Origin of the sequence: Rhodococcus sp. IEGM 1307 (assembly GCF_030056915.1) — a bacterium.
GTDB classification, from domain to species: Bacteria; Actinomycetota; Actinomycetes; order Mycobacteriales; family Mycobacteriaceae; genus Rhodococcus_F; species Rhodococcus_F opacus_D.
In genome coordinates this window covers 184,497-201,698 of the sequence record NZ_JASHKW010000004.1, presented here as the reverse complement: position 1 = coordinate 201,698, position 17,202 = coordinate 184,497, and the positions used below count along the sequence as shown (strand labels likewise).

The following is a 17,202-nucleotide window of genomic DNA, read 5'->3' as shown; positions in this document are numbered from 1 at the left end:
CAAGAGGACCATTCCGAGACCTTGTCCCTGTGGGTCCGACTGAATTTGGGTTACCTCACCGCCATGCTGCCGGTGGAAGAAGAACGGCCGTGCGCCGAAGCAGAAGGCGATCGCGCTTCCCATCCCGAACCCCGTGGGCGTTTTTCCGTACCCTCAGGCCCAAACGCAGCGGTCTGGAAGTTGAGCTCGAGCCGAAATCAGAAGCAGGCTGCATATCGCATGGAAAGTCCGGGAGACTGCACCCCTTCACACTGAACAAAAGACCAATTCAGGTGGACGAGCGATCAAAAAGGAAAATGGACGACTGCTCAAAATGTGTGATCCCCCCGGTGCTTCAGGGAGGGGAAGGGGGCGATCCGGCGTGGCGTGAGACCCCTGGTGGACTGGGCGCGCGCCGCCGAATCGTCTGTGCCAGCGTTGCTGGCGCGAATCGGGCCTACCCCGCCATGCACCGGGCCGGTGAGGGCGCCCGATCGGATAACACCTCGGTGAACCACGGAAGTGGTGTGGGCCGAAACTCTGGCGGCCAAGCAGTCTGTTGTCGGGTATTGATGGCAAATGCCTGCTACGAGTAGCGTCAAAATCAGCGGTCCGGGCGGCCGTCAAAACTTCGGATGCGTGGTCGTCCGCTTCGCGTGTCACACAAGCGCGAATTGAAGGAGCACGGTCATGATCACATTCGTAAGTTCAAGTATCGGTTCGGGTTCGGCAGGGCAGGGCACGCACATGCCACGCCGCCCGGCCCCACGGGGGAGAGCGGCAATGTTCACCCTGGGAGCCGCTGCTTCGGTGATGGTGCTGGTGGCTCCACCCGCCGCAGCAGCGGCCGATACCACGACGACTGTGTCCGTGCAGGGGACCGTCGCGACCACCTGTCCGGTCACGCTGACCGCGAAGGTAACGCCTGTAAACGCCGCTGGCACGGTGGAGTTCAAGGATGGCCCCACCGTGATCGTTCCCGCCGCCGTCGTCATGAACGGCACCGCGACCGCCAACCACACCTTCAACGCGCCAGGCGCGCACGTCATCAGCGCAAAATTCAAAGCAGCGGCAGGCTTCAACAACTCGGAGGGCAGCACAGCCGTCACCGTGGCAACCGGACTGAATCTTGGCTCGATCTGCCTCCCAATCGGTTGACTGATTCCTTTACAAAGCCGTTCCTCTGAACGCCTGCTCGTCGGTCCCCGCCGGGTCCCCAGGATCGCCTGCGTGTGCGCCAAGTCGGCATACCGCAACGGAGCGGCGGTAACGAGGTCGAACACCCACATCCAGAACTCGGGAGCTGAAATTATCAGCCATCGACCATCGACGTCGCGACGAAATCGTGTCGGCCAGCACACAACCCACGCTGTAGCTACTGTCCTGCGCGGCGCGCACCGCTACAGGCAATTGGGCGATCACTTCGGGTTGGAAGATACCCGCCCTGAAAGTCGACCAGACCGTGGCAGAGCTCGGTTAAGCGTGTGCGTACCTGGGTAGTCGCGACGAAAGACTTGCTTTGATCCGAAGGCCGGGCGCGGAAGATGTCCACCGATGACCGATACAGTCACCGTCACCGAAAGTGGGCGCTGTCGGCTATCTCGAGCGCCGTTTGCACCACGAGCGTGACGAGGTGTGGCGGGTCCTCTGCCTGCTGCATCCCGCGTGCGCAGACAGGGGACATGGCGTGCCGTCTTCAGGCGCCCAGTCTGCTCGAGTATGCGAGCGGGGCAATCGTGCTGCGGTGAGACATCACCGGCGACGGTCGCTCGCGGTCGGTTCTGCAGTTCAGCCACTGTTGCCCCAGCCGGGAGGGCGGCATCGAAGAGAAGGGCTGGTGGCTCACCGAACTCGACGTCCTCGGTGAGCTACTCGAGGGCGCGGACGTGACCGATTTCCGGCGCCGTGCCGATGACATGATCGACCGCTGCCGACGCGCGTTCGGATAACAAAGGGATCGAGGGCAGATGAGTCCTCACTCCTCGGTGGACTGCTCGAGTCGGTACTCGGTTCACGATGTGGTGGGCGGTAACAGGGCTGAGGGACCTCGACGTTGTCGGAGAGATTGTCGCGCATCTTGTCCACTTCCTGCTCGATCCGGTCGACGGCGCTGTCGTTGCTGAGGACGGTGACCACCCCTGCGGCAAGGCGATCGAGATGACGATCGCCAGCGCGCTCAGCACCAGGCCGACGACCGCCACCCCCTTGCCGGTGATCCCCACCTGGCGGCAGCCCGCCGGCCGATCACTCCGAGGATCAACCCTATGATGCCCAGCAGCCCGACCGGGGACAGGATCACAATCAGCACACACACGACGCGGCCACCCCGAAGGCGAGCGCGAAGGCCGCGGCCGCGCTGGTGCGCGCCCGCCTGGTGACCACGCGTTCCTCGACAGCGGCAGGCTGGTCGTCGACAGGGCGCTCGTCGACCCTAGGCTCTATGCGCCGCGGGTCCTCATCGCGTCCCGGGCCGCTCAGCGGTCTGTTCATCGTTACCTCCGTGTCGGTCGTTTGCCATGCGGCGCACCTCGACGCTCGGTGTGCCACCCAATACGCCCAGCTCACGTGCGCCCCAACCCGGACCGAGCCCATCGGCGTCCTTCGTTGCACGCGGTACTTCTACTCGGACGTGGGAAGGAAGCCGCCGATGCGGCGGCGGGATTGACCAGTGAGGTGAGCGGCGTGGCAGGCGTACCGCCGCATCGACGCGGGTACCCGATCCGGGTGGGGCAAGGGAATGTCGAGAGGCCCCTCGTGAAGGTGATCGTTGATGAGCAATCTGAATCTGTACTATCCACTGGCTGTTGCGCTGTACATCCTCGTGGCACTCTGGCAAGGCAATCTCGGCCACTGGTGAGATGCGCCGAGGGCGTCCGGCGGGTCCGGGTGGAGTGCCGCCCGATGTAGAAAATCGACGAGACTCGACGACCCACCCTTTGTGCTCGTCGATGGTGGAACGGTGTGCCCGAAAACGGGGGTTGGTCGATGTCCGGGGGACGGGTGAGGATACGTCAGCACGACGACCGTGAGGGAATCGCCTATGAGCGTGTGGATCCCGAGCGTCGGTGCCATTCGGTGGCCAGGGTCAGGCCAGGCGTCACCTTGGGTGCGATGAGGTTTCATCTTCCATTCTGACGCCCCAGCAAGCGGCGATGTCCATTCCTCGTGGTGGAGGCAAGTGCGTGGGCGGTCCGTTCAGTTCCCGCCGCCGTTGCCGCGGCCGCCACCGTTGTTGCCCCCGTTGCCGTTTCCGTTGCCGTTTCCCTGGTTCCCGTTGCCCGGACCGCCCTGGCCGTTGCCTCGGTTGCCGCCGCCCTGGTTGCCGTTCCCGCCGCCGGTGCCCGCGCCTCCGCCCGGTGCGGTGTCGTCCGGCGCGACAATGTCCGGTGCCGGGGCGATCGGTTCCGTGCTGATCATCGTGGCCGGCGGCGGCGCTGCCGGGGCGAGGCTGCTGCTCGGGGTGGGAGCGGACGGCGACAGGACCGAGGTCGACCCTATGGTGCTGCCCTCGTCCTGCGACGCGACGGCCAGTGCCAGCAGCGCGATAGCCACCAGTACTGCCGCGACCGCGGCGATGATCACCCCGGTACCGGGTGACCGTCGCGGCTGTGCGGGTGGAGGCGGGGGATCAGCGGCGACCGGGACGGGGGTGAACACCCGGGTTGGGGGAATCTTGCGCGGATTCGTGAGGGCCGCACGCATCTGCGCCGCGCTGGCGAACCGCTGCTGGGGGTCGCGGCTGAGGGCGCGCTCGATCACGGCGATCAGCGTCGGATCGAGGTCGGGGCGCACCGCGGCGAGCGGTTCGTATTGACCGTTGACGATCGCGTGAGCCAGCGACATGATCGTGTCCCCGGTGAAGGGGCGGTGTCCGGCGAGGGCCTCGTAGCCGACGACACCGACCGCGTGGAGGTCGTCGGTCACCGTGGCGGGGTGTCCGGTGATGCGGTCGGGACTCAGGTAGGCGACGGTGCCGAGGACCTCTCCGGCGGTGGTGTGGTCGGTGTCGGCGCTTTTGGCGATGCCGAAGTCGGTGACCTTCACGGTGCCGTCGGCGTCGAACAGGATGTTGCCCGGTTTGATGTCCCGGTGCAGGATTCCCGCCGCGTGTGCGGCACCGAGGGCGTCGAGGGTTTGGGCGAGAATGGTCCGCGCTCGCGGTGCGGGGAGCGGGCCGGCGAGGAGGTCGTCGAGCAGGGTCCGTCCGGGCAGGCGTTCCATCACGATGTACGGGGCACCGTGGTCGTCGCCGCTGTCGTGGACGGCGACGACGTTCGGGTGGTTCAGTGTCGCGGCGAGGCGCGCCTCGGACTCGAAACGCCGCCGGGTCTGCGGTACCGAGGCCATTTCCGGGCGCAGCACCTTCACCGCGACCGCCCGGACCAGGCGCTGATCCCACCCGTCGTACACGTCGGCCATTCCGCCGCGGCCCAGCACCTCACGCAGCTCGTACCGACCTGCGAGAATCACCGACACCGACATACGTTCACGCTAGTTGGCGCGGCCACCGTCCGGTAACCACGCCGCCGACCTGGTCGGTACTCGCCCGCTTTCCACGCCAACCCTGTGGGCGTCCCCGTGGGCACCCAGTCCGTCCGAATGCACGCGGCTTTCGTGTGGGATCGGCGAGAGCCGGGTACGCGAGGGGGCATGAGCACAATCACCGAAGAGGTCGACGTCGATGTTCCGGTCCGGGTCGCCTACGACCAGTGGACGCAATTCGAGACGTTCCCGAAGTTCATGGAGGGCGTGCGAGAGATCCGTCAGCTCGACGACACCCACACGCATTGGGTTCTCGATATCGCAGGGCAGATCCGTGAGTTCGATGCCACCATCACCGAACAGCATCCGGACGAGCGGGTGGCATGGCATTCGGACGCCGGCCCTGATCATGCCGGGGTGATCACCTTCCACCGTCTCGACGACGCCCACACCCGGGTGACCGCGCAGATGGACATCGACCCGGACGGGTTCGTCGAGAACGCCGCCGACAAACTCGGCGTCCTCAGCCACCGAGTCAAGGCCGACATGAAGAAGTTCAAGCACTTCATCGAAGAGCGCGGCGCCGAAACCGGCGGCTGGCGCGGCGACGTCGACCGCCCCACCCCCTGACAACACCCGGAAGAGGTGCTCCCTCCAAACCGCCACGGCCCCGTGGGGGCGTGGTCATCGGCAGCGGCTACCAGTCTCGGTTGGGGTCGGACCGTTTCGTACGGGCCGAATCGCCCAGGCTCCAGCGGTTTTGGCGGATCGAACTGCGGCCGTTGCGGGAAGTCCGGTAGTTCCCGCGCGGGCATCCGTTTTCGGGGTATGCCCGCGCGGGGGCGAGCCCGGCCGGGGCGCCGAGCGGACCGCACACGACAAGTTCCGGGGTGGGTGGTGGCGGGGAGCGAGGAGCGAAGCGATGACCACAGCGGGCGGTCCGAGTTCGAGCAGCCTGGCGGACGTCATCGACACCATCTTGGACAAGGGCTTGGTCATCGACGCCCGCATCGTGGTCGCGAGCGTCGACACCTACCTGCGTTTCGCCGAGGCGGCGAACCGACTGGCGATCGGCAGCGAACCCAAGGGCCTGTCCGACCTCGTGTCCGACGTCAAGGGCAGCGGCAGTACGAAGTCCAAGACCAAGGGCGTCCTCGAGGGCGTGGGGGAGACGCTCGGTGAGCTGCTCGGCGGATCCGGAAGCGACCGCGAACCGGCACCCCGCCGGAGGCGGAAATGACCTCCGCCGACGACACCGCCGACCACGACACCGACGAGGGTGCTTCGGCGGCCGTGATCTACGTGTACGGCATCGTGCCCGCGGACGTGCAACCCGAGAAGGACGCCGCCGGCGTCCACGATGCCCCGATCGAGATCGTCAAACACGGCGACATCGCGGCGTTGGTCAGCGAGATCGACCCGGACCAACGCCTCGGCGCCCCCGCGGACCTGCAGGCCCACGCCCACATTCTCGACGGCACCGCGCACGTCGCCCCGGTGCTGCCGCTGCGGTTCGGTGCAGTCGTGTCAGATCGTGACGCGGTAATCCGCGAGTTGCTCGCCGAACATCACGACGAGTTCGCCTCCGCCCTCAATGAGCTCGAGGGCTTCGCCCAATACATGATCAAGGGCCGCTACGTCGAGGAGAGCATCGTGCGGGAGATCGTCGACGAGAGCCCGGAGGCGTCCGCACTGCTCGAAACGATCCGCGACCAGCCCGAGGAGCTCACCCGCGATGCCCGGATTCCTCTGGGCGAGCTCATCGGCCACAGCCTCGAGGACACGCGGGAGACAGACACCCGCACCACGCTCGAGGCGTTGTCACCGCTGACCGACACCGTCACCGTCCGCGAACCCACCCACGACGAGGATGCCGTGCAGATCGCGGTTCTCTTCGAGGTCGACCGACAAGAGGAACTCGAGCAGACGGTCGGGGACCTGGCCGCACGCTGGGACAACCGGGTCACCATGCGGGTGCTCGGTCCCACGGCCCCCTACGACTTTGTGGTGAGACCGAAGCGGGAGGACTGACGAAGGATCTCCGGCGTGCAGGATTCGAAGAGTCGGTGTTCACCTCCTTTGTCCATGCGGCCGGGAATTTCCGAGACCGGTCACTCTCGTGCACGGTGAGATGAATATGCAGACACGGGACTCTCGGATATCCGATGTTGGCAAAACTTGTGTAGACATTAGGAGGCCCACCTTCTCGAACCACGCTTCGCGCAAGGCTATTCCGTGTTCGACCGGCCCGATTTCGGGGAGGCAATGTCGACTCGACTGCCCGGTCGCCCGCCGACCGAGCACCCCCCGCAGACCGAGCCCCATCTCACGGCCTAGGATGGCGGTCAGGACAGGGGGACCTGGCCGGTGATCGTGCTGATCAGGGCGGTGGCCCGGACGCCCTCAGGTGAGCCGGGCCACCGCGGCCTGATTACTCGGTCCGATGCCGTCGCCGAAGGCGGCGCTCAGCCACCTACCTCGAACGGGACGATGAAGTCGATTCCTGCAAACCCATAAGAATCCGCGCCTTTCCTGGTGCTGAATCCACGGGATCGTCGATCCCCGCTTGCGATGCCTATCGCGCTCAGAACGAGGAGCGTTTCGCGAAAAGCGAATTTATCACATTATGAATTTAACAACCGCCCATGATGTTCCTGGGCAATCGATTTAGGAAATGGGGGTGACTTCAAAAGTCGGCGCATGTGCTTCTCGCGTGTATTTGCGTGATCCACGACGTGAGAGGGCCGTGGCCGCGCGCGGCCGAGGTCGGGGTGGGCGAGCACTCGACCTCGGTCCGCTCGCGACGGGGCGCCCCGCCGGCCGAAGGGGTTCGGCGGCCGGAGCGGGGCTGGCTGCCCGGTCCGCCTTCGCGGCGCGGGCAGCGTATTCAGCGGGTACCCACAGACAACCGCGGTACACGGGTATCCCGAGGACCGGCAGATCCCACGGTCATTCGGTGCGGTCCTGTCCGATCGTGACGCGGTGACGAAACGAACTGCTCGCCGAACACGACGGCGCGTTCGCCTCCGCCCTCCCGGAACTCGAGGGCTTCGCGCAGATTGAGTGTCGCCAGCCCGGGGTAGTCGGCGGGAACGAAGGCACCACCCACCGACCACGGCCCCCATCCTTTTCGCCGACGCCGGCGCCGAGGTGCACCACATCTTCTCGACAACAAGGGGTTGGGCGATGACAGGCAAGGGTCAGATGGCTATGGCGGTGGGTGCCGGTTACATGCTGGGCCGTACGCACAAGATGAAGCTGGCGTTGATGCTCGCCGGGTTCGGAGCCAGCAGACGTTTTCCCACCGGGTCGCTGGGTGTTCTCAACGAGGGCCGCAAGCTGCTCGCCGATTCTCCCGAGGTCGCCAAGCTCGGTGTGACGGTGCGCAAGGAGTTGATGAACGCGGTGAAGGCGGCCGCGGTGACTGCGGCCAGCCAGCGCATCGACTCGCTCAACACCCGGCTGGAGTCGGGTGAGGACCTGGTCGGCGGCCTCGGCAAGGCTGTGGGCGGGAAGAAGAAGTCCAAGCGGGCCCGTGTCGAGGAACCCGAGGACGAGTACGAGGGCGAGGCGTACGCGGAAGACGAAGGCGAACCCGATGACGAGGGCGACAACGAGACCGGTGACGACGATTCCGAACAGGCGCCCCGCGGCCGGAGGCGGCCGGCCCCGCGCCGCCGCTCGTCGAGTGGCGGTAGTTCCCGGCCCACCCGGTCCCGGTCGCGGTCGTCGAAGGACGACGACGAGGAAGACGATCTGGCCCGAGCCAGGGCCCGCAGGACGCGCGCGAAGGCGACGACCGATTCTGTACCCGTACGACGACGCACCCGGAAGTGATCAGCGATGACCTCGAATCTCGACAGCGCGGCGAAGAAGCTGCGCCAGAACGTGTCCGGTGCGTCCGGTGAGGCCGCATCGCTGTCACCGCTGAAGAAGGCGGCGCAGGGCCTGCTCGGCACCGTGACCGACAAGGCGATGTCCACCGTGTCCGACAAGGTGCAGGGTGCGTCCGGCCGGCTCACCGACTACGCCGAGGGCGGCGGCGGCAGCCTGCTGTCCGCGGTCACCGGCAAAGAGCAGCAGGGTGACGGCAACGGGGACGAGAAGGGCGACGGCAAGTCACTGTTCTCCGGGCTGACCGACAAGGTGAAGGAGACGGCGTCGGATGTGAAGGACGCGGTCACCGGTGGTGGCGGTGGCGGTAAGGGCAAGAAGCTCAAGTTGACCAATATCGTCGAAACGATCGATGTCGGTGTCCCGGTCCAACTGGCGTATAACCAGTGGACCCAATTCGCCGACTTTCCCTCCTTCATGAAGAAGGTCGAGCGGGTGGAGCAGGAGGCGGACGAGAAGCTCGAGTGGAAGGCTCAGATCTTCTTGTCGCACCGGACCTGGGAAGCGTCGATCATCGAGCAGGTCCCGGATGAGCGGATCGTGTGGCGTTCGAAGGGTGCCAAGGGTTTCATCGACGGGGCGGTGACGTTCCACGAGGTGACTCCCGATCTCACCCGCATCGTTCTGATCCTCGAGTATCACCCGAAGGGATTGTTCGAGAAGACGGGAAACCTGTGGCGTGCACAGGGGCGACGAGCACGGCTGGAATTGAAACACTTTGCACGCCATGTCATGACGCAGGCCGTTCTCCATCCTGACGAGGTGGAGGGCTGGCGCGGGGAGATCCGGGACGGCAAGGTAGTCGAACCCGAGGATGCCGAGGACAACAACGAGGAACCAGCTGACGACGAGACCGACGAGTACGAGGAGGAGGAGCCGGAGGAGGAGACCGGCGAGGACGAGGAGGAGGAGGAGCCGGAGGACGAGACCGGCGAGTACGAGGAAGACACCGCCGAGGCGGAGGAGGAGCCGGAGGACGAGACCGGCGAGTACGAGGACGAGGAGGAGCCCGAGGAAGACACCACCGAGGCGGAGGAGGAGCCGGAGGAAGACACCGCCGAGTACGAGGAGGAGGAACCCGAGGACGAGACCGACGAGTACGAGGACGAACCCGAGGAAGACACCGCCGAGGCGGAGGAGGAGCCGGAGGACGAGGAGGAGGAGCCGGAGGACGAGACCGGAGAGGACGAGGACGAGGAGCCGGAGGAAGAGACCGCCGAGGACGAGGAGGAAGAACCCGAGGAGGAGCCCGCGCCGCGCCGGCGTCCCGAGCCGCGGCGGCGTCGTCCCCGGAAGGCCGCAGCAAAGAAGGCCCCCGCGAAGAAGGCCCCCGCGAAGAAGGCCCCCGCAAAGAAGGCCCCCGCAAAGAAGACCACAGCGAAGAAGACCGCAGCGAAGAAGACCACAGCGAAGAAGACCCCTGCAAAGAAGACCGCAGCGAAGAAGGCAACGCCGCGGCGTAGGAGAGGAGCACGCGCATGACCACGGCCGGTGGACCCAGCTCGAGCAGTCTCGCCGACGTCATCGACACCATCCTCGACAAGGGTCTGGTGATCGACGCGTACGTGCGGGTCTCGCTGGTCGGCATCGAACTGCTGACGATCGACGCCCGCGTTGTCGTCGCCAGCGTCGACACCTACCTGCGGTTCGCGGAGGCGGTGAACCGGCTCGAGATCGGCAGCGAGCCGAAGGGGCTGTCCGAGATCGTCTCGGGTGCCACCGAGGGCGGTGCCAAGCACAAGACGAAGGGGGCGCTCGAATCGGCGGGGGAGAAGCTCGGCGGCCTCCTCGGGGGCGGGGAGGAAGAGGAAGAACCAGAGCGAGAACGAGTGTCGCGCAGGTCGACGCGAGGTGACCGGTGATGGCCACCTCGGAGCAGACGAAGAAGACGACCGGCGTGTATGTCTACGGCATCGTCCCGGCCGACGTCGAGGTCGCCGAGGATGCGACCGGGGTCGCGGACGGCACCGTGGAGGTGATCACTCAGGGTGACATTGCCGCCCTGGTGAGCGGCCTGTCGGTGGATCGGGCGCTCGGGGCGCCCGGGGACCTGCGGGCGCATGCGGACCTGCTGGACGGGGTGGCCGGGGTGGCACCGGTGCTACCGCTGCGGTTCGGTGCGGTGCTCAGTGGCGCCGACGCCGTGCAGGAGGAACTGCTCTCGGCGCACGCGGACGAGTTCAGTTCTGCGCTCGAGCAATTGGCGGGCAAGGCCCAGTACATCGTGAAGGGCCGGTACGTGGAGAAGGCGATCCTGCGGGAGATCCTCGACGAGGACGATCAGGCGGCGGCGCTGCGCGAGGAGATCCGCGACAAGTCGGAGGACGCGGGCCGGCAGGCACGGATGGCCTTGGGGGAACTGGTGAGCAACGCGATCGCAGCCAAACGCGAACAGGACACCCGCAGGGTCGTCGAGGCGCTCGACGACCTCGCCTCTTCCGTGAACGTGCGCGAACCCACGCACGAGGAGGAGGCCGTGCAGGTGGCGCTGCTCGCCGACGTCGAGCGTCAGGACGAGCTCGAACAGGTGCTCAGTGAGCTGGTCCAGGAGTGGGACGGGCGGGTGGAGATGAAACTGCTCGGACCGCAAGCGGCATACGACTTCGTGGTCACCCCGAAGCCTGAGGGGCAGGGCTGAAGGCATGGGTCTGTTCTCATTCATCGTCACCTTGCCGCTGCAACCGGTCAAAGGGGTGATCTCGCTGGCGGAGTTGATCCAGCGGCAGGTCGAGCAGGAGTTGCACGATCCGGCGCGTGCCCGCCGGGCGCTCGAGGAACTCGAGGAGGCCCGGGAACGTGGTGAGATCACCGAGGAAGAGGAGATGCAGGCGCAGCAGGCGATCCTCGACCAGATGACGGGCGGTGGTGAATCCATCCCTGACTGAGTAGGGCAAACACGGCAGCACCGAGACCCGATCCGCCGCAACGGCGGAAACGAAAGACGGCTGCCAGCCTTGCCAGAGTGTGAGGGGAAGGCCAGCCGGTTCGGCGCACCGGATCGGTTCCTCGATACTGTCAGGATCGTCACCGCGCGCGAGACCGGTGCTGATGGCGGCGGCAATGGCGCGGGTGCGTCCGTGGTTGTCAACACACTTCTCGTGCAGGTCACGCCTGGCAAGAATCCGACCCTCCCGTCCTCGACCGTCGGTCAGTCGATGCGCTCAGCGAGCCGGTATGGACGAGCAACGTTTGCGTGAACCGTAAATCGTTCAGTCCTGCGGGGTTCCGCGTTCACGCGGACGCGGTCGAAACGACATCGCGGAGTAGCACGGACCGAGCGGACGAGCCGGTTCGCCATGCGCACACAACTTTAGTGAGAGTAGATATCGGGAGGGCGGCGTGGAGCGCAGAACCCAGCCCAGGAAGGTGGCGACACGACGAATCGGGGCCTGTCGATGTTCTGGCAGGCCCCGATTCGGTGCGCGTGTGCGCTGTGGGTCAGGTGATGCTGCGGAATGATCCGCCGTCGACGCCGTACACCGAGGAGGTGACGTACGAGGCGAGGTCGGAGGCGAGGAAGACCACCACGTTGGCCACTTCCTCCGGAGTTCCGATGCGCTGCAAGGGAAGTCCGCGATGTTTCATCTCGACGTCGATGGACTCGTCGCGGTGCACGCCGTGGACGGCGGCGAAGGTGTCGGCGAGGCCGCCCTCCATCAGCCACATCGGCGAGAGGATCGGCCCGGGTGCGACCGCGTTGACTCGCACGAGTGGCCCTTCGCTGATGGCCAGCGAGCTGGTGAACGACAGGATGGCTGCCTTGGACGCGGCGTAGTCCGGTCCGGCGGCGATCGGCTGGCGGCCCAGGTCCGAGGCGTTGTTGACGATGACACCGCGTCCGGCGGCCCGCATGGCCGGCAGCACGTGGGTGGCGGCGCGGACCTGGCTGAGGAAGTTCAGTTCGAGGGTGGAGACCCAGTCGGTGTCGGTGAGGCTGTCGAAGGTTCCCAGGCTGCCGGCGCCGACGTTGTTGAACAATACGTCCACCCGGCCGTCGTAAGGGGCGAGGACCTCGTCGAGGCCGCCGGTCACTCCGGTCTCGGTGCTCAGATCGGCCACGGCGTAGTGCACCTCGGTGACCTGCTCGAGTTCCTTGACGAGGATGTCGAGACCGTGCCGGTCGCGGTCGAGCAGGGCGAGGCGGGCGTTTTCCGCGGCGAAGGCGCGTGCGGATGCGGCTCCGATTCCGGAGCCGGCGCCGGTGATGACGACGACCTTGTCCCCTAGTCCGGTTTCCATCGTGTTTCCTCTCGGGCGTGGGTCGTTAGTTGGTGGCGGGTTCGGAGTACCCCTCGGGCAGGCAGCCGTTGGGGGTGAACTCGTCGAGGTTGTCCTTGGTGACCACCGGCAGCGGCATGTAGCTGACCGGCGGCACGTCCTTGCCTGCGAGGACGTCCATCATGGTGGTCAGGGCGTGGGTGGAGTCCCAGCATGGTGACTGGAACAGTGTCGTCGCCATGGAGCCGTTCTCGAGCAGGGACCGGGCGACCGGGGCATAGTTATGGCCGAGGAGTTTGACCTGTCCGGCCATCCCCGCGGCGTCGAGGGCTTGGGCGGCGCCGGAGGCCATGATGTCGTCCGGGGTGACGAGGGCATCGATCTGGTTGCCGAATCGGCTGATCAGTGAGCTCCCTGCGGTCTGGGCCTGGTTCTTGTCGAAGTTGCCCGGCTGGGAGCCGAGGAGCTTGATGTCGGGGTGGTTGGCCATCTCGCGTTCGAGGCCGATCTGACGGTTGATCGCGGCCGCGTTGCCCGGGGTGCCGCCGATGTAGACGTAGGTTCCCTTGCCGCCGAGCAGCTTCGCGAGTTCCTTGCCCTGGAGTTCGCCGATTCGTTGGTCGTTCGGTCCGGTGAACGCGTGGTACAGGCTGGTGTCGAGGTCCTCGGGGGGCTGGGAGTTGCTGATGTCGACCGGAATTCCTGCCCGCTGGGCCTGGATCAGCATCGGCTGTTCGGCGCCGTAGAGCGCGGGCCAGATGACGATGCCGTCGACCTTCTTGGCGATCGCGATCTTCATCTGCGACGCCTGCACCGAGGCGTCGTAGTTCGAGTTCATCACGAACGCGTTGACGTGGTGTTCTTCGGCTGCCTTCCGCAGGGACGAGACGTAGTTGCGGCCGTACTCGTGGTTGCGGTCCATCGGCACGAGGAAAGCGATGGTCGGCCAGTCCTCGTTGTCGGTTGCCGCGCCGGGAGCGCCGCACGCGGTGCCGGTCAGCACGGTGGCCGCGCAGACGGCGATCGCGAGTGCGGCCCGGCGGAACAGTGAATTCTTGTGCGCCATCATCGTGCCTTTCCTGCTGCGGCAGCTGTGTGGTCCGAGGATGCACCGGTGAGGGGACCGAGCAGCGACGGCAGCCGCAGGGCCCGCACACCCTCCTTGGTCAAGACGATCGCGGCGAACAGGATCGCGCCGATGGCGATGCTCTCGACGCTCGAGTCCAGCCCGCTCATCTGCAGGCCGATGCTGATGCCGCCGAGTGCGACCGCCCCGATGACGGCGCCGATCACGCTGGCGCGGCCACCGGAAAGGCTTGCACCGCCGACGACGGCGGCCGCGATCGCCAGCAGCATCACCGTCGATCCCAGGGTGGGTGAGGCGGCGACCAGGTTGAGGGTGTCGACGACACCGGCGAGGCCGGCAACGCAGCTGCAGATGATGAAGGCGAGGATCTTGCGGGTGTCGATCGAGATCCCACCCGACGCCGCGGCTTCGGCGTTGCCGCCGATGATGTAGAGCTCACGGCCGGTACGCATCTTGGTCATGAAGAACCACAGGGCGGCGGTCGCGGCGACGGCAATGATGATGTCCGGGGTGATCTGCCCGATCAGCGGGACGCTGAATTCCAGGGCCCGGGTGGAGTCCTGCAGCGGCACCGGGGCGCCGTCGGTGATCGCCAGGGCGAGACCTTGCAGGGTGATCAGCATGCCGAGGGTGGTGATGAAGGAGTTGATGCCGACCTTGACGACGAGGAGACCGTTGATCAGTCCCACCACCGCACCGGTGATCAGCGCGAGGGGGATCGAGACGGCGAGGTTGCCGGAGACCTGCGCGGCGACGGCCGCGGTGACGGCCATGGTCGATCCGACGCTGAGGTCGATCTCGCCGAGGACGAGGACCGGGACCAGCGCGATCGCCACCAGCCACACGTCGACGATGCGGGACAGGGCGATGCCGTAGGAGCCGAGTGCGGTTGGCTGTACCGCCAGCAGCACCACGACGACCAGGGCCAGCAGGATCACCGCCCGGAATGCGGTCCAGCTCTTGAACTGGGTCAGAAGAGTGTGGCCGTTCATTTGAGACCTCCACGTCGGCGCAGGATGGCGTCCGCCGCGAGGGTCGCGACGATGATGAAGCCCTGCACGAACTGTTGCCATTGGAACGGCAACCCGGCCAGGGACAGCACACTGAGCAGCACCTGGACGAACGCGACACCGAGGACGGTGCCCAGGATCGACCCGCGGCCGCCGAAGAGGCTGGTGCCACCGATGACAACGGCGGCGAGGGCGTTGAAGTCGTAGCCGGCGGACATCGTCGAGACAGCACTCGAGCTGTAGCCGGCCAGCGCCATGCCCGCCGCGGCGGCCCCGAGCGAGGAGACGGCGAAGGTGAGGGTGAGGGTGAGGGTGGTGTTCAGGCCGGCGATCCGGGCGGCACCGCGGTTGGTGCCGGTGGCCCGCAGCGAGTACCCGAAGCTGGTGGCGGAGAGTAGGTTGTGGGCGAGCACGGCCACGACGGCGAAGATCAGGAACACCACCGGAATGCCGGCGACGGAGGCGTTGCCGATCCACGACAGCAGCGTGGTGTTTCCGGAGTACTGGGCCCCACCGGTGATGTAGTTGAGCACGCCCATGCCGGCGGTGGCGGTGGCCAGGGTGACGATGACTCCGTTGCCGCGCATCAGTCCGGCGCCGATGCCGTTGACGATCGCGAACCCCAGGCACGCCAGGATCACGGCCGGTGCGGCCACGGCGATGCCGTGCGGGCTCAACGCGATCACGACGATGGCGGCGAGGGCGATTTGCGGCACCACCGACAGGTCGATGATCAGGCCCGAGACGACCACGAACGTCATTGCCAGTGCGACGAATCCGAGGAAGGCGCTGTTACGCAGCAGCGTGCCGAGGTTCTGTGCGGACCAGAAACCGTCGAGTCCGACCGCGGCGAACAGCAGTAGTGCGATCAGCGCCCCGGTGACCACGATGGCGGTGGGGTTCTCATCGAATTTGCGCCGCAGGGGCGGCACGTAAGGTGCGACCTTCCCTGCGGGCGCGATCTGGGTGTCAGACATGTGCGGCTTCCTTGCGTTGGTGCGTGGTGTCGTGATGGGTGCCGAGCCGGACGATGGCCTGTTGGTCGGCCTCGGCGGCGGACAGTTCGCCGGTGATCGTGCCGTCACGCAGGACCGCGATCCGGTCCGACAACGACAGCAGTTCCTCGAGGTCGGAGGAGACGACGATGACGGCGGTGCCCTTCGCGGTGAGGTTGCGGACCAGTTCGTGGATTTCGGCCTTGGCTCCGACGTCGACGCCGGCGGTCGGCTCGTCCAGGACGAACAATCGCGGATTGGTGGGCAGCCACCGGCCGAAAGCGACCTTCTGCTGGTTGCCGCCGCTGAGCAGTTTCACGGTGGCCGAGGTGTTGGCGGGGCGCAGGTTGACCTCGCCGGCGAGGCCGGTGGCCATCTTTTTCAGTGCCTTGGTGCGGATCTGTCCGAACCGGCTCAGCGCGGTCAGCGAGGGCAGCGCCAGGTTCTCGCGCACCGACCGGGCCAGCAGCACCCCTTCGGTGCGGCGGTCTTCCGGGACGAAGGCGACGCCGGACCGGACCGCGGAGCGGTAGGAACTGATGGTGCGGCGGTGGCCGTCGTAGCTGAGGGTGACCGATCCGCGGGAGCGGGGTTCGAGGCCGAGGATGGCCCGAACCAGTTCGCTGCGGCCCGAGCCCATCAGACCGCCGAGACCGAGGACCTCGCCGGCACGGACCTCGAGGCTGGTGCCGAACACCCCCGGCGCCCAGAGGTTGTCGACGGACAGCACCACCTCACCGAATGAGTCGGTTTTCTCTTCCCGCTCGTGTTGTTCCTGGTCGAGCAGTTTCTGCCCGACCATGCTTTCGACCAGCCGATCCGTGGTGGTTTCGGCGAGGTCGAGGTGCTCGACCAGGCGGCCGTCGCGGAGCACGGTGGCGCGGCTGCACAGTTCGAAGATCTCCCGCAGCCGGTGCGAGATGTACACGATGGTCACACCCTGATCGCGCAGGGACTCGAGCAGTTCGAGCAGCTGGTCGGTCTCCTGGGGTGTCAGGGAGGCGGTGGGCTCGTCGAGGATGAGGATCTGCGGGTCCAGGCGCAACGCCTTGGCGATCTCGACGAACTGTTGCAGGGTCGCCGGCAGCTGACCGACGAGGGTGTCGGGGTCGATGTTCACGCCCAGCCGCGCGCACAGTGCGGCGGCGATCGAGCGCATGGCTTTGCGGTCGACGAGTCCGTGTTTGGTGGGAGTGGTTCCGACGCAGATGTTCTCGGCAACGGTGAGGTCCGGGCACAGGCTCAGTTCCTGATGGACCAGTGCGATGCCGGCGGCCTTGGACGCTACGGTTCCCCCGGACAGCGGTTGCCCGGAGACCAGCACCTGACCCTCGTTGGGGCTGTAGAGGCCGGCGAGCACCTTCATCAGCGTGGATTTGCCGGCGCCGTTCGCGCCGACGATGGCGTGGCAGGTACCGGAGTCGATGCGGATGCTCACGTCTTTGAGCGCGTGCACACCGCCGAAGTGCTTGCTGACCCCGGTCGCCTCGATGGCAGCGGGTGACGAAGCGGGAATCTGTGAGGTCACGGAGGGCTC

16 protein-coding genes are annotated in these 17,202 nt (G+C 66.5%); 9 read left to right on the top strand and 7 right to left on the bottom strand.

Going from position 1 to position 17,202, the window contains the following annotated elements; genetic code table 11:
* Positions 1-762 precede the first annotated feature (762 nt).
* Entirely contained in the window at positions 763-1,137 is a 375-nt protein-coding gene (locus QM841_RS09535; RefSeq protein ID WP_283331811.1) for an Ig-like domain-containing protein, read from the top strand.
* 1,143 nt (positions 1,138-2,280) lie between these two features.
* Here the strand turns inward: QM841_RS09535 and QM841_RS09530 are convergent.
* Together QM841_RS09530 and QM841_RS09525 are read right to left on the bottom strand one after the other, a co-directional pair.
* Complete coding sequence (locus tag QM841_RS09530; protein WP_283331810.1) at positions 2,281-2,469, bottom strand: hypothetical protein; 189 nt, start codon at positions 2,467-2,469, stop codon at positions 2,281-2,283.
* A 705-nt stretch (positions 2,470-3,174) separates the two neighbouring features.
* Entirely contained in the window at positions 3,175-4,461 is a 1,287-nt protein-coding gene (locus QM841_RS09525) for a serine/threonine-protein kinase (RefSeq protein ID WP_283331809.1), read from the bottom strand.
* Positions 4,462-4,629: 168 nt separating this feature from the next.
* Here QM841_RS09525 and QM841_RS09520 point away from each other — a divergent pair, with 168 nt between their 5' ends.
* The 8 genes from QM841_RS09520 (at position 4,630) to QM841_RS09485 (ending at position 11,240) form a co-directional block, all read left to right on the top strand.
* The gene (locus QM841_RS09520; protein WP_280783774.1) at positions 4,630-5,091 is read left to right on the top strand and encodes an SRPBCC family protein; all 462 of its coding nucleotides are present in this window, start codon (positions 4,630-4,632) and stop codon (positions 5,089-5,091) included.
* A gap of 292 nt (positions 5,092-5,383) precedes the next feature.
* Positions 5,384-5,701, top strand: coding sequence for a gas vesicle protein GvpJ (gvpJ, locus tag QM841_RS09515; protein ID WP_280783773.1), 318 nt, complete (start codon positions 5,384-5,386; stop codon positions 5,699-5,701).
* Positions 5,698-6,492 carry a GvpL/GvpF family gas vesicle protein gene (locus QM841_RS09510; protein WP_283331808.1) on the top strand — a complete coding sequence of 265 codons (795 nt, stop codon included), beginning with the start codon at positions 5,698-5,700 and terminating at the stop codon, positions 6,490-6,492. The genes gvpJ (QM841_RS09515) and QM841_RS09510 overlap by 4 nt, the downstream gene beginning before the upstream one ends.
* Positions 6,493-7,647: 1,155 nt before the next feature.
* On the top strand, positions 7,648-8,298 hold the full coding sequence (locus QM841_RS09505) for a hypothetical protein (RefSeq protein WP_283331807.1): 651 nt from the start codon (positions 7,648-7,650) through the stop codon (positions 8,296-8,298).
* Positions 8,299-8,304: 6 nt separating this feature from the next.
* Positions 8,305-9,837: an SRPBCC family protein gene (locus tag QM841_RS09500; protein ID WP_283331805.1), complete on the top strand. Its 1,533-nt coding sequence runs from the start codon at positions 8,305-8,307 to the stop codon at positions 9,835-9,837.
* A complete protein-coding gene (gene gvpJ, locus QM841_RS09495) occupies positions 9,834-10,217 on the top strand; it encodes a gas vesicle protein GvpJ (protein WP_280783769.1) in 384 nt (127 codons plus the stop codon). The genes QM841_RS09500 and gvpJ (QM841_RS09495) overlap by 4 nt, the downstream gene beginning before the upstream one ends.
* Positions 10,217-10,993 (top strand): GvpL/GvpF family gas vesicle protein, encoded by a 777-nt coding sequence (locus QM841_RS09490; protein WP_283331804.1) that lies wholly within the window; start codon positions 10,217-10,219, stop codon positions 10,991-10,993. Before gvpJ (QM841_RS09495) ends, QM841_RS09490 begins: the two co-directional genes overlap by 1 nt.
* 4 nt (positions 10,994-10,997) lie before the next feature.
* Positions 10,998-11,240 carry a gas vesicle protein GvpG gene (locus QM841_RS09485; RefSeq protein ID WP_283331803.1) on the top strand — a complete coding sequence of 81 codons (243 nt, stop codon included), beginning with the start codon at positions 10,998-11,000 and terminating at the stop codon, positions 11,238-11,240.
* A 553-nt stretch (positions 11,241-11,793) separates the two neighbouring features.
* Here the strand turns inward: QM841_RS09485 and QM841_RS09480 are convergent.
* From QM841_RS09480 to QM841_RS09460, 5 genes are read right to left on the bottom strand one after another with little or no spacing between them, the layout of a single operon-like run.
* Positions 11,794-12,594, bottom strand: coding sequence for an SDR family NAD(P)-dependent oxidoreductase (locus tag QM841_RS09480; RefSeq protein WP_283331801.1), 801 nt, complete (start codon positions 12,592-12,594; stop codon positions 11,794-11,796).
* Between the two features lie 25 nt (positions 12,595-12,619).
* Positions 12,620-13,642, bottom strand: a complete 1,023-nt coding sequence (locus QM841_RS09475) for a sugar ABC transporter substrate-binding protein (RefSeq protein WP_283331800.1) — start codon at positions 13,640-13,642, stop codon at positions 12,620-12,622.
* Positions 13,639-14,652 carry an ABC transporter permease gene (locus QM841_RS09470; protein ID WP_283331799.1) on the bottom strand — a complete coding sequence of 338 codons (1,014 nt, stop codon included), beginning with the start codon at positions 14,650-14,652 and terminating at the stop codon, positions 13,639-13,641. Before QM841_RS09470 ends, QM841_RS09475 begins: the two co-directional genes overlap by 4 nt.
* Positions 14,649-15,647, bottom strand: coding sequence for an ABC transporter permease (locus QM841_RS09465; RefSeq protein WP_283331797.1), 999 nt, complete (start codon positions 15,645-15,647; stop codon positions 14,649-14,651). Before QM841_RS09465 ends, QM841_RS09470 begins: the two co-directional genes overlap by 4 nt.
* The gene (locus QM841_RS09460; protein WP_283331795.1) at positions 15,640-17,193 is read right to left on the bottom strand and encodes a sugar ABC transporter ATP-binding protein; all 1,554 of its coding nucleotides are present in this window, start codon (positions 17,191-17,193) and stop codon (positions 15,640-15,642) included. Before QM841_RS09460 ends, QM841_RS09465 begins: the two co-directional genes overlap by 8 nt.
* Positions 17,194-17,202: the final 9 nt, after the last annotated feature.

Excerpts from the sequence above, each read along its gene's own strand:
- QM841_RS09535 (WP_283331811.1), top strand. The coding sequence starts at position 763 with ATGTTCACCCTGGGAGCCGCTGCTTCGGTGATGGTGCTGGTGGCTCCA.
- QM841_RS09530 (WP_283331810.1), bottom strand. The coding sequence starts at position 2,469 with ATGAACAGACCGCTGAGCGGCCCGGGACGCGATGAGGACCCGCGGCGC.
- QM841_RS09525 (WP_283331809.1), bottom strand. The coding sequence starts at position 4,461 with ATGTCGGTGTCGGTGATTCTCGCAGGTCGGTACGAGCTGCGTGAGGTG.
- QM841_RS09520 (WP_280783774.1), top strand. The coding sequence starts at position 4,630 with ATGAGCACAATCACCGAAGAGGTCGACGTCGATGTTCCGGTCCGGGTC.
- gvpJ (WP_280783773.1), top strand. The coding sequence starts at position 5,384 with ATGACCACAGCGGGCGGTCCGAGTTCGAGCAGCCTGGCGGACGTCATC.
- QM841_RS09510 (WP_283331808.1), top strand. The coding sequence starts at position 5,698 with ATGACCTCCGCCGACGACACCGCCGACCACGACACCGACGAGGGTGCT.
- QM841_RS09505 (WP_283331807.1), top strand. The coding sequence starts at position 7,648 with ATGACAGGCAAGGGTCAGATGGCTATGGCGGTGGGTGCCGGTTACATG.
- QM841_RS09500 (WP_283331805.1), top strand. The coding sequence starts at position 8,305 with ATGACCTCGAATCTCGACAGCGCGGCGAAGAAGCTGCGCCAGAACGTG.
- gvpJ (WP_280783769.1), top strand. The coding sequence starts at position 9,834 with ATGACCACGGCCGGTGGACCCAGCTCGAGCAGTCTCGCCGACGTCATC.
- QM841_RS09490 (WP_283331804.1), top strand. The coding sequence starts at position 10,217 with ATGGCCACCTCGGAGCAGACGAAGAAGACGACCGGCGTGTATGTCTAC.
- QM841_RS09485 (WP_283331803.1), top strand. The coding sequence starts at position 10,998 with ATGGGTCTGTTCTCATTCATCGTCACCTTGCCGCTGCAACCGGTCAAA.
- QM841_RS09480 (WP_283331801.1), bottom strand. The coding sequence starts at position 12,594 with ATGGAAACCGGACTAGGGGACAAGGTCGTCGTCATCACCGGCGCCGGC.
- QM841_RS09475 (WP_283331800.1), bottom strand. The coding sequence starts at position 13,642 with ATGATGGCGCACAAGAATTCACTGTTCCGCCGGGCCGCACTCGCGATC.
- QM841_RS09470 (WP_283331799.1), bottom strand. The coding sequence starts at position 14,652 with ATGAACGGCCACACTCTTCTGACCCAGTTCAAGAGCTGGACCGCATTC.
- QM841_RS09465 (WP_283331797.1), bottom strand. The coding sequence starts at position 15,647 with ATGTCTGACACCCAGATCGCGCCCGCAGGGAAGGTCGCACCTTACGTG.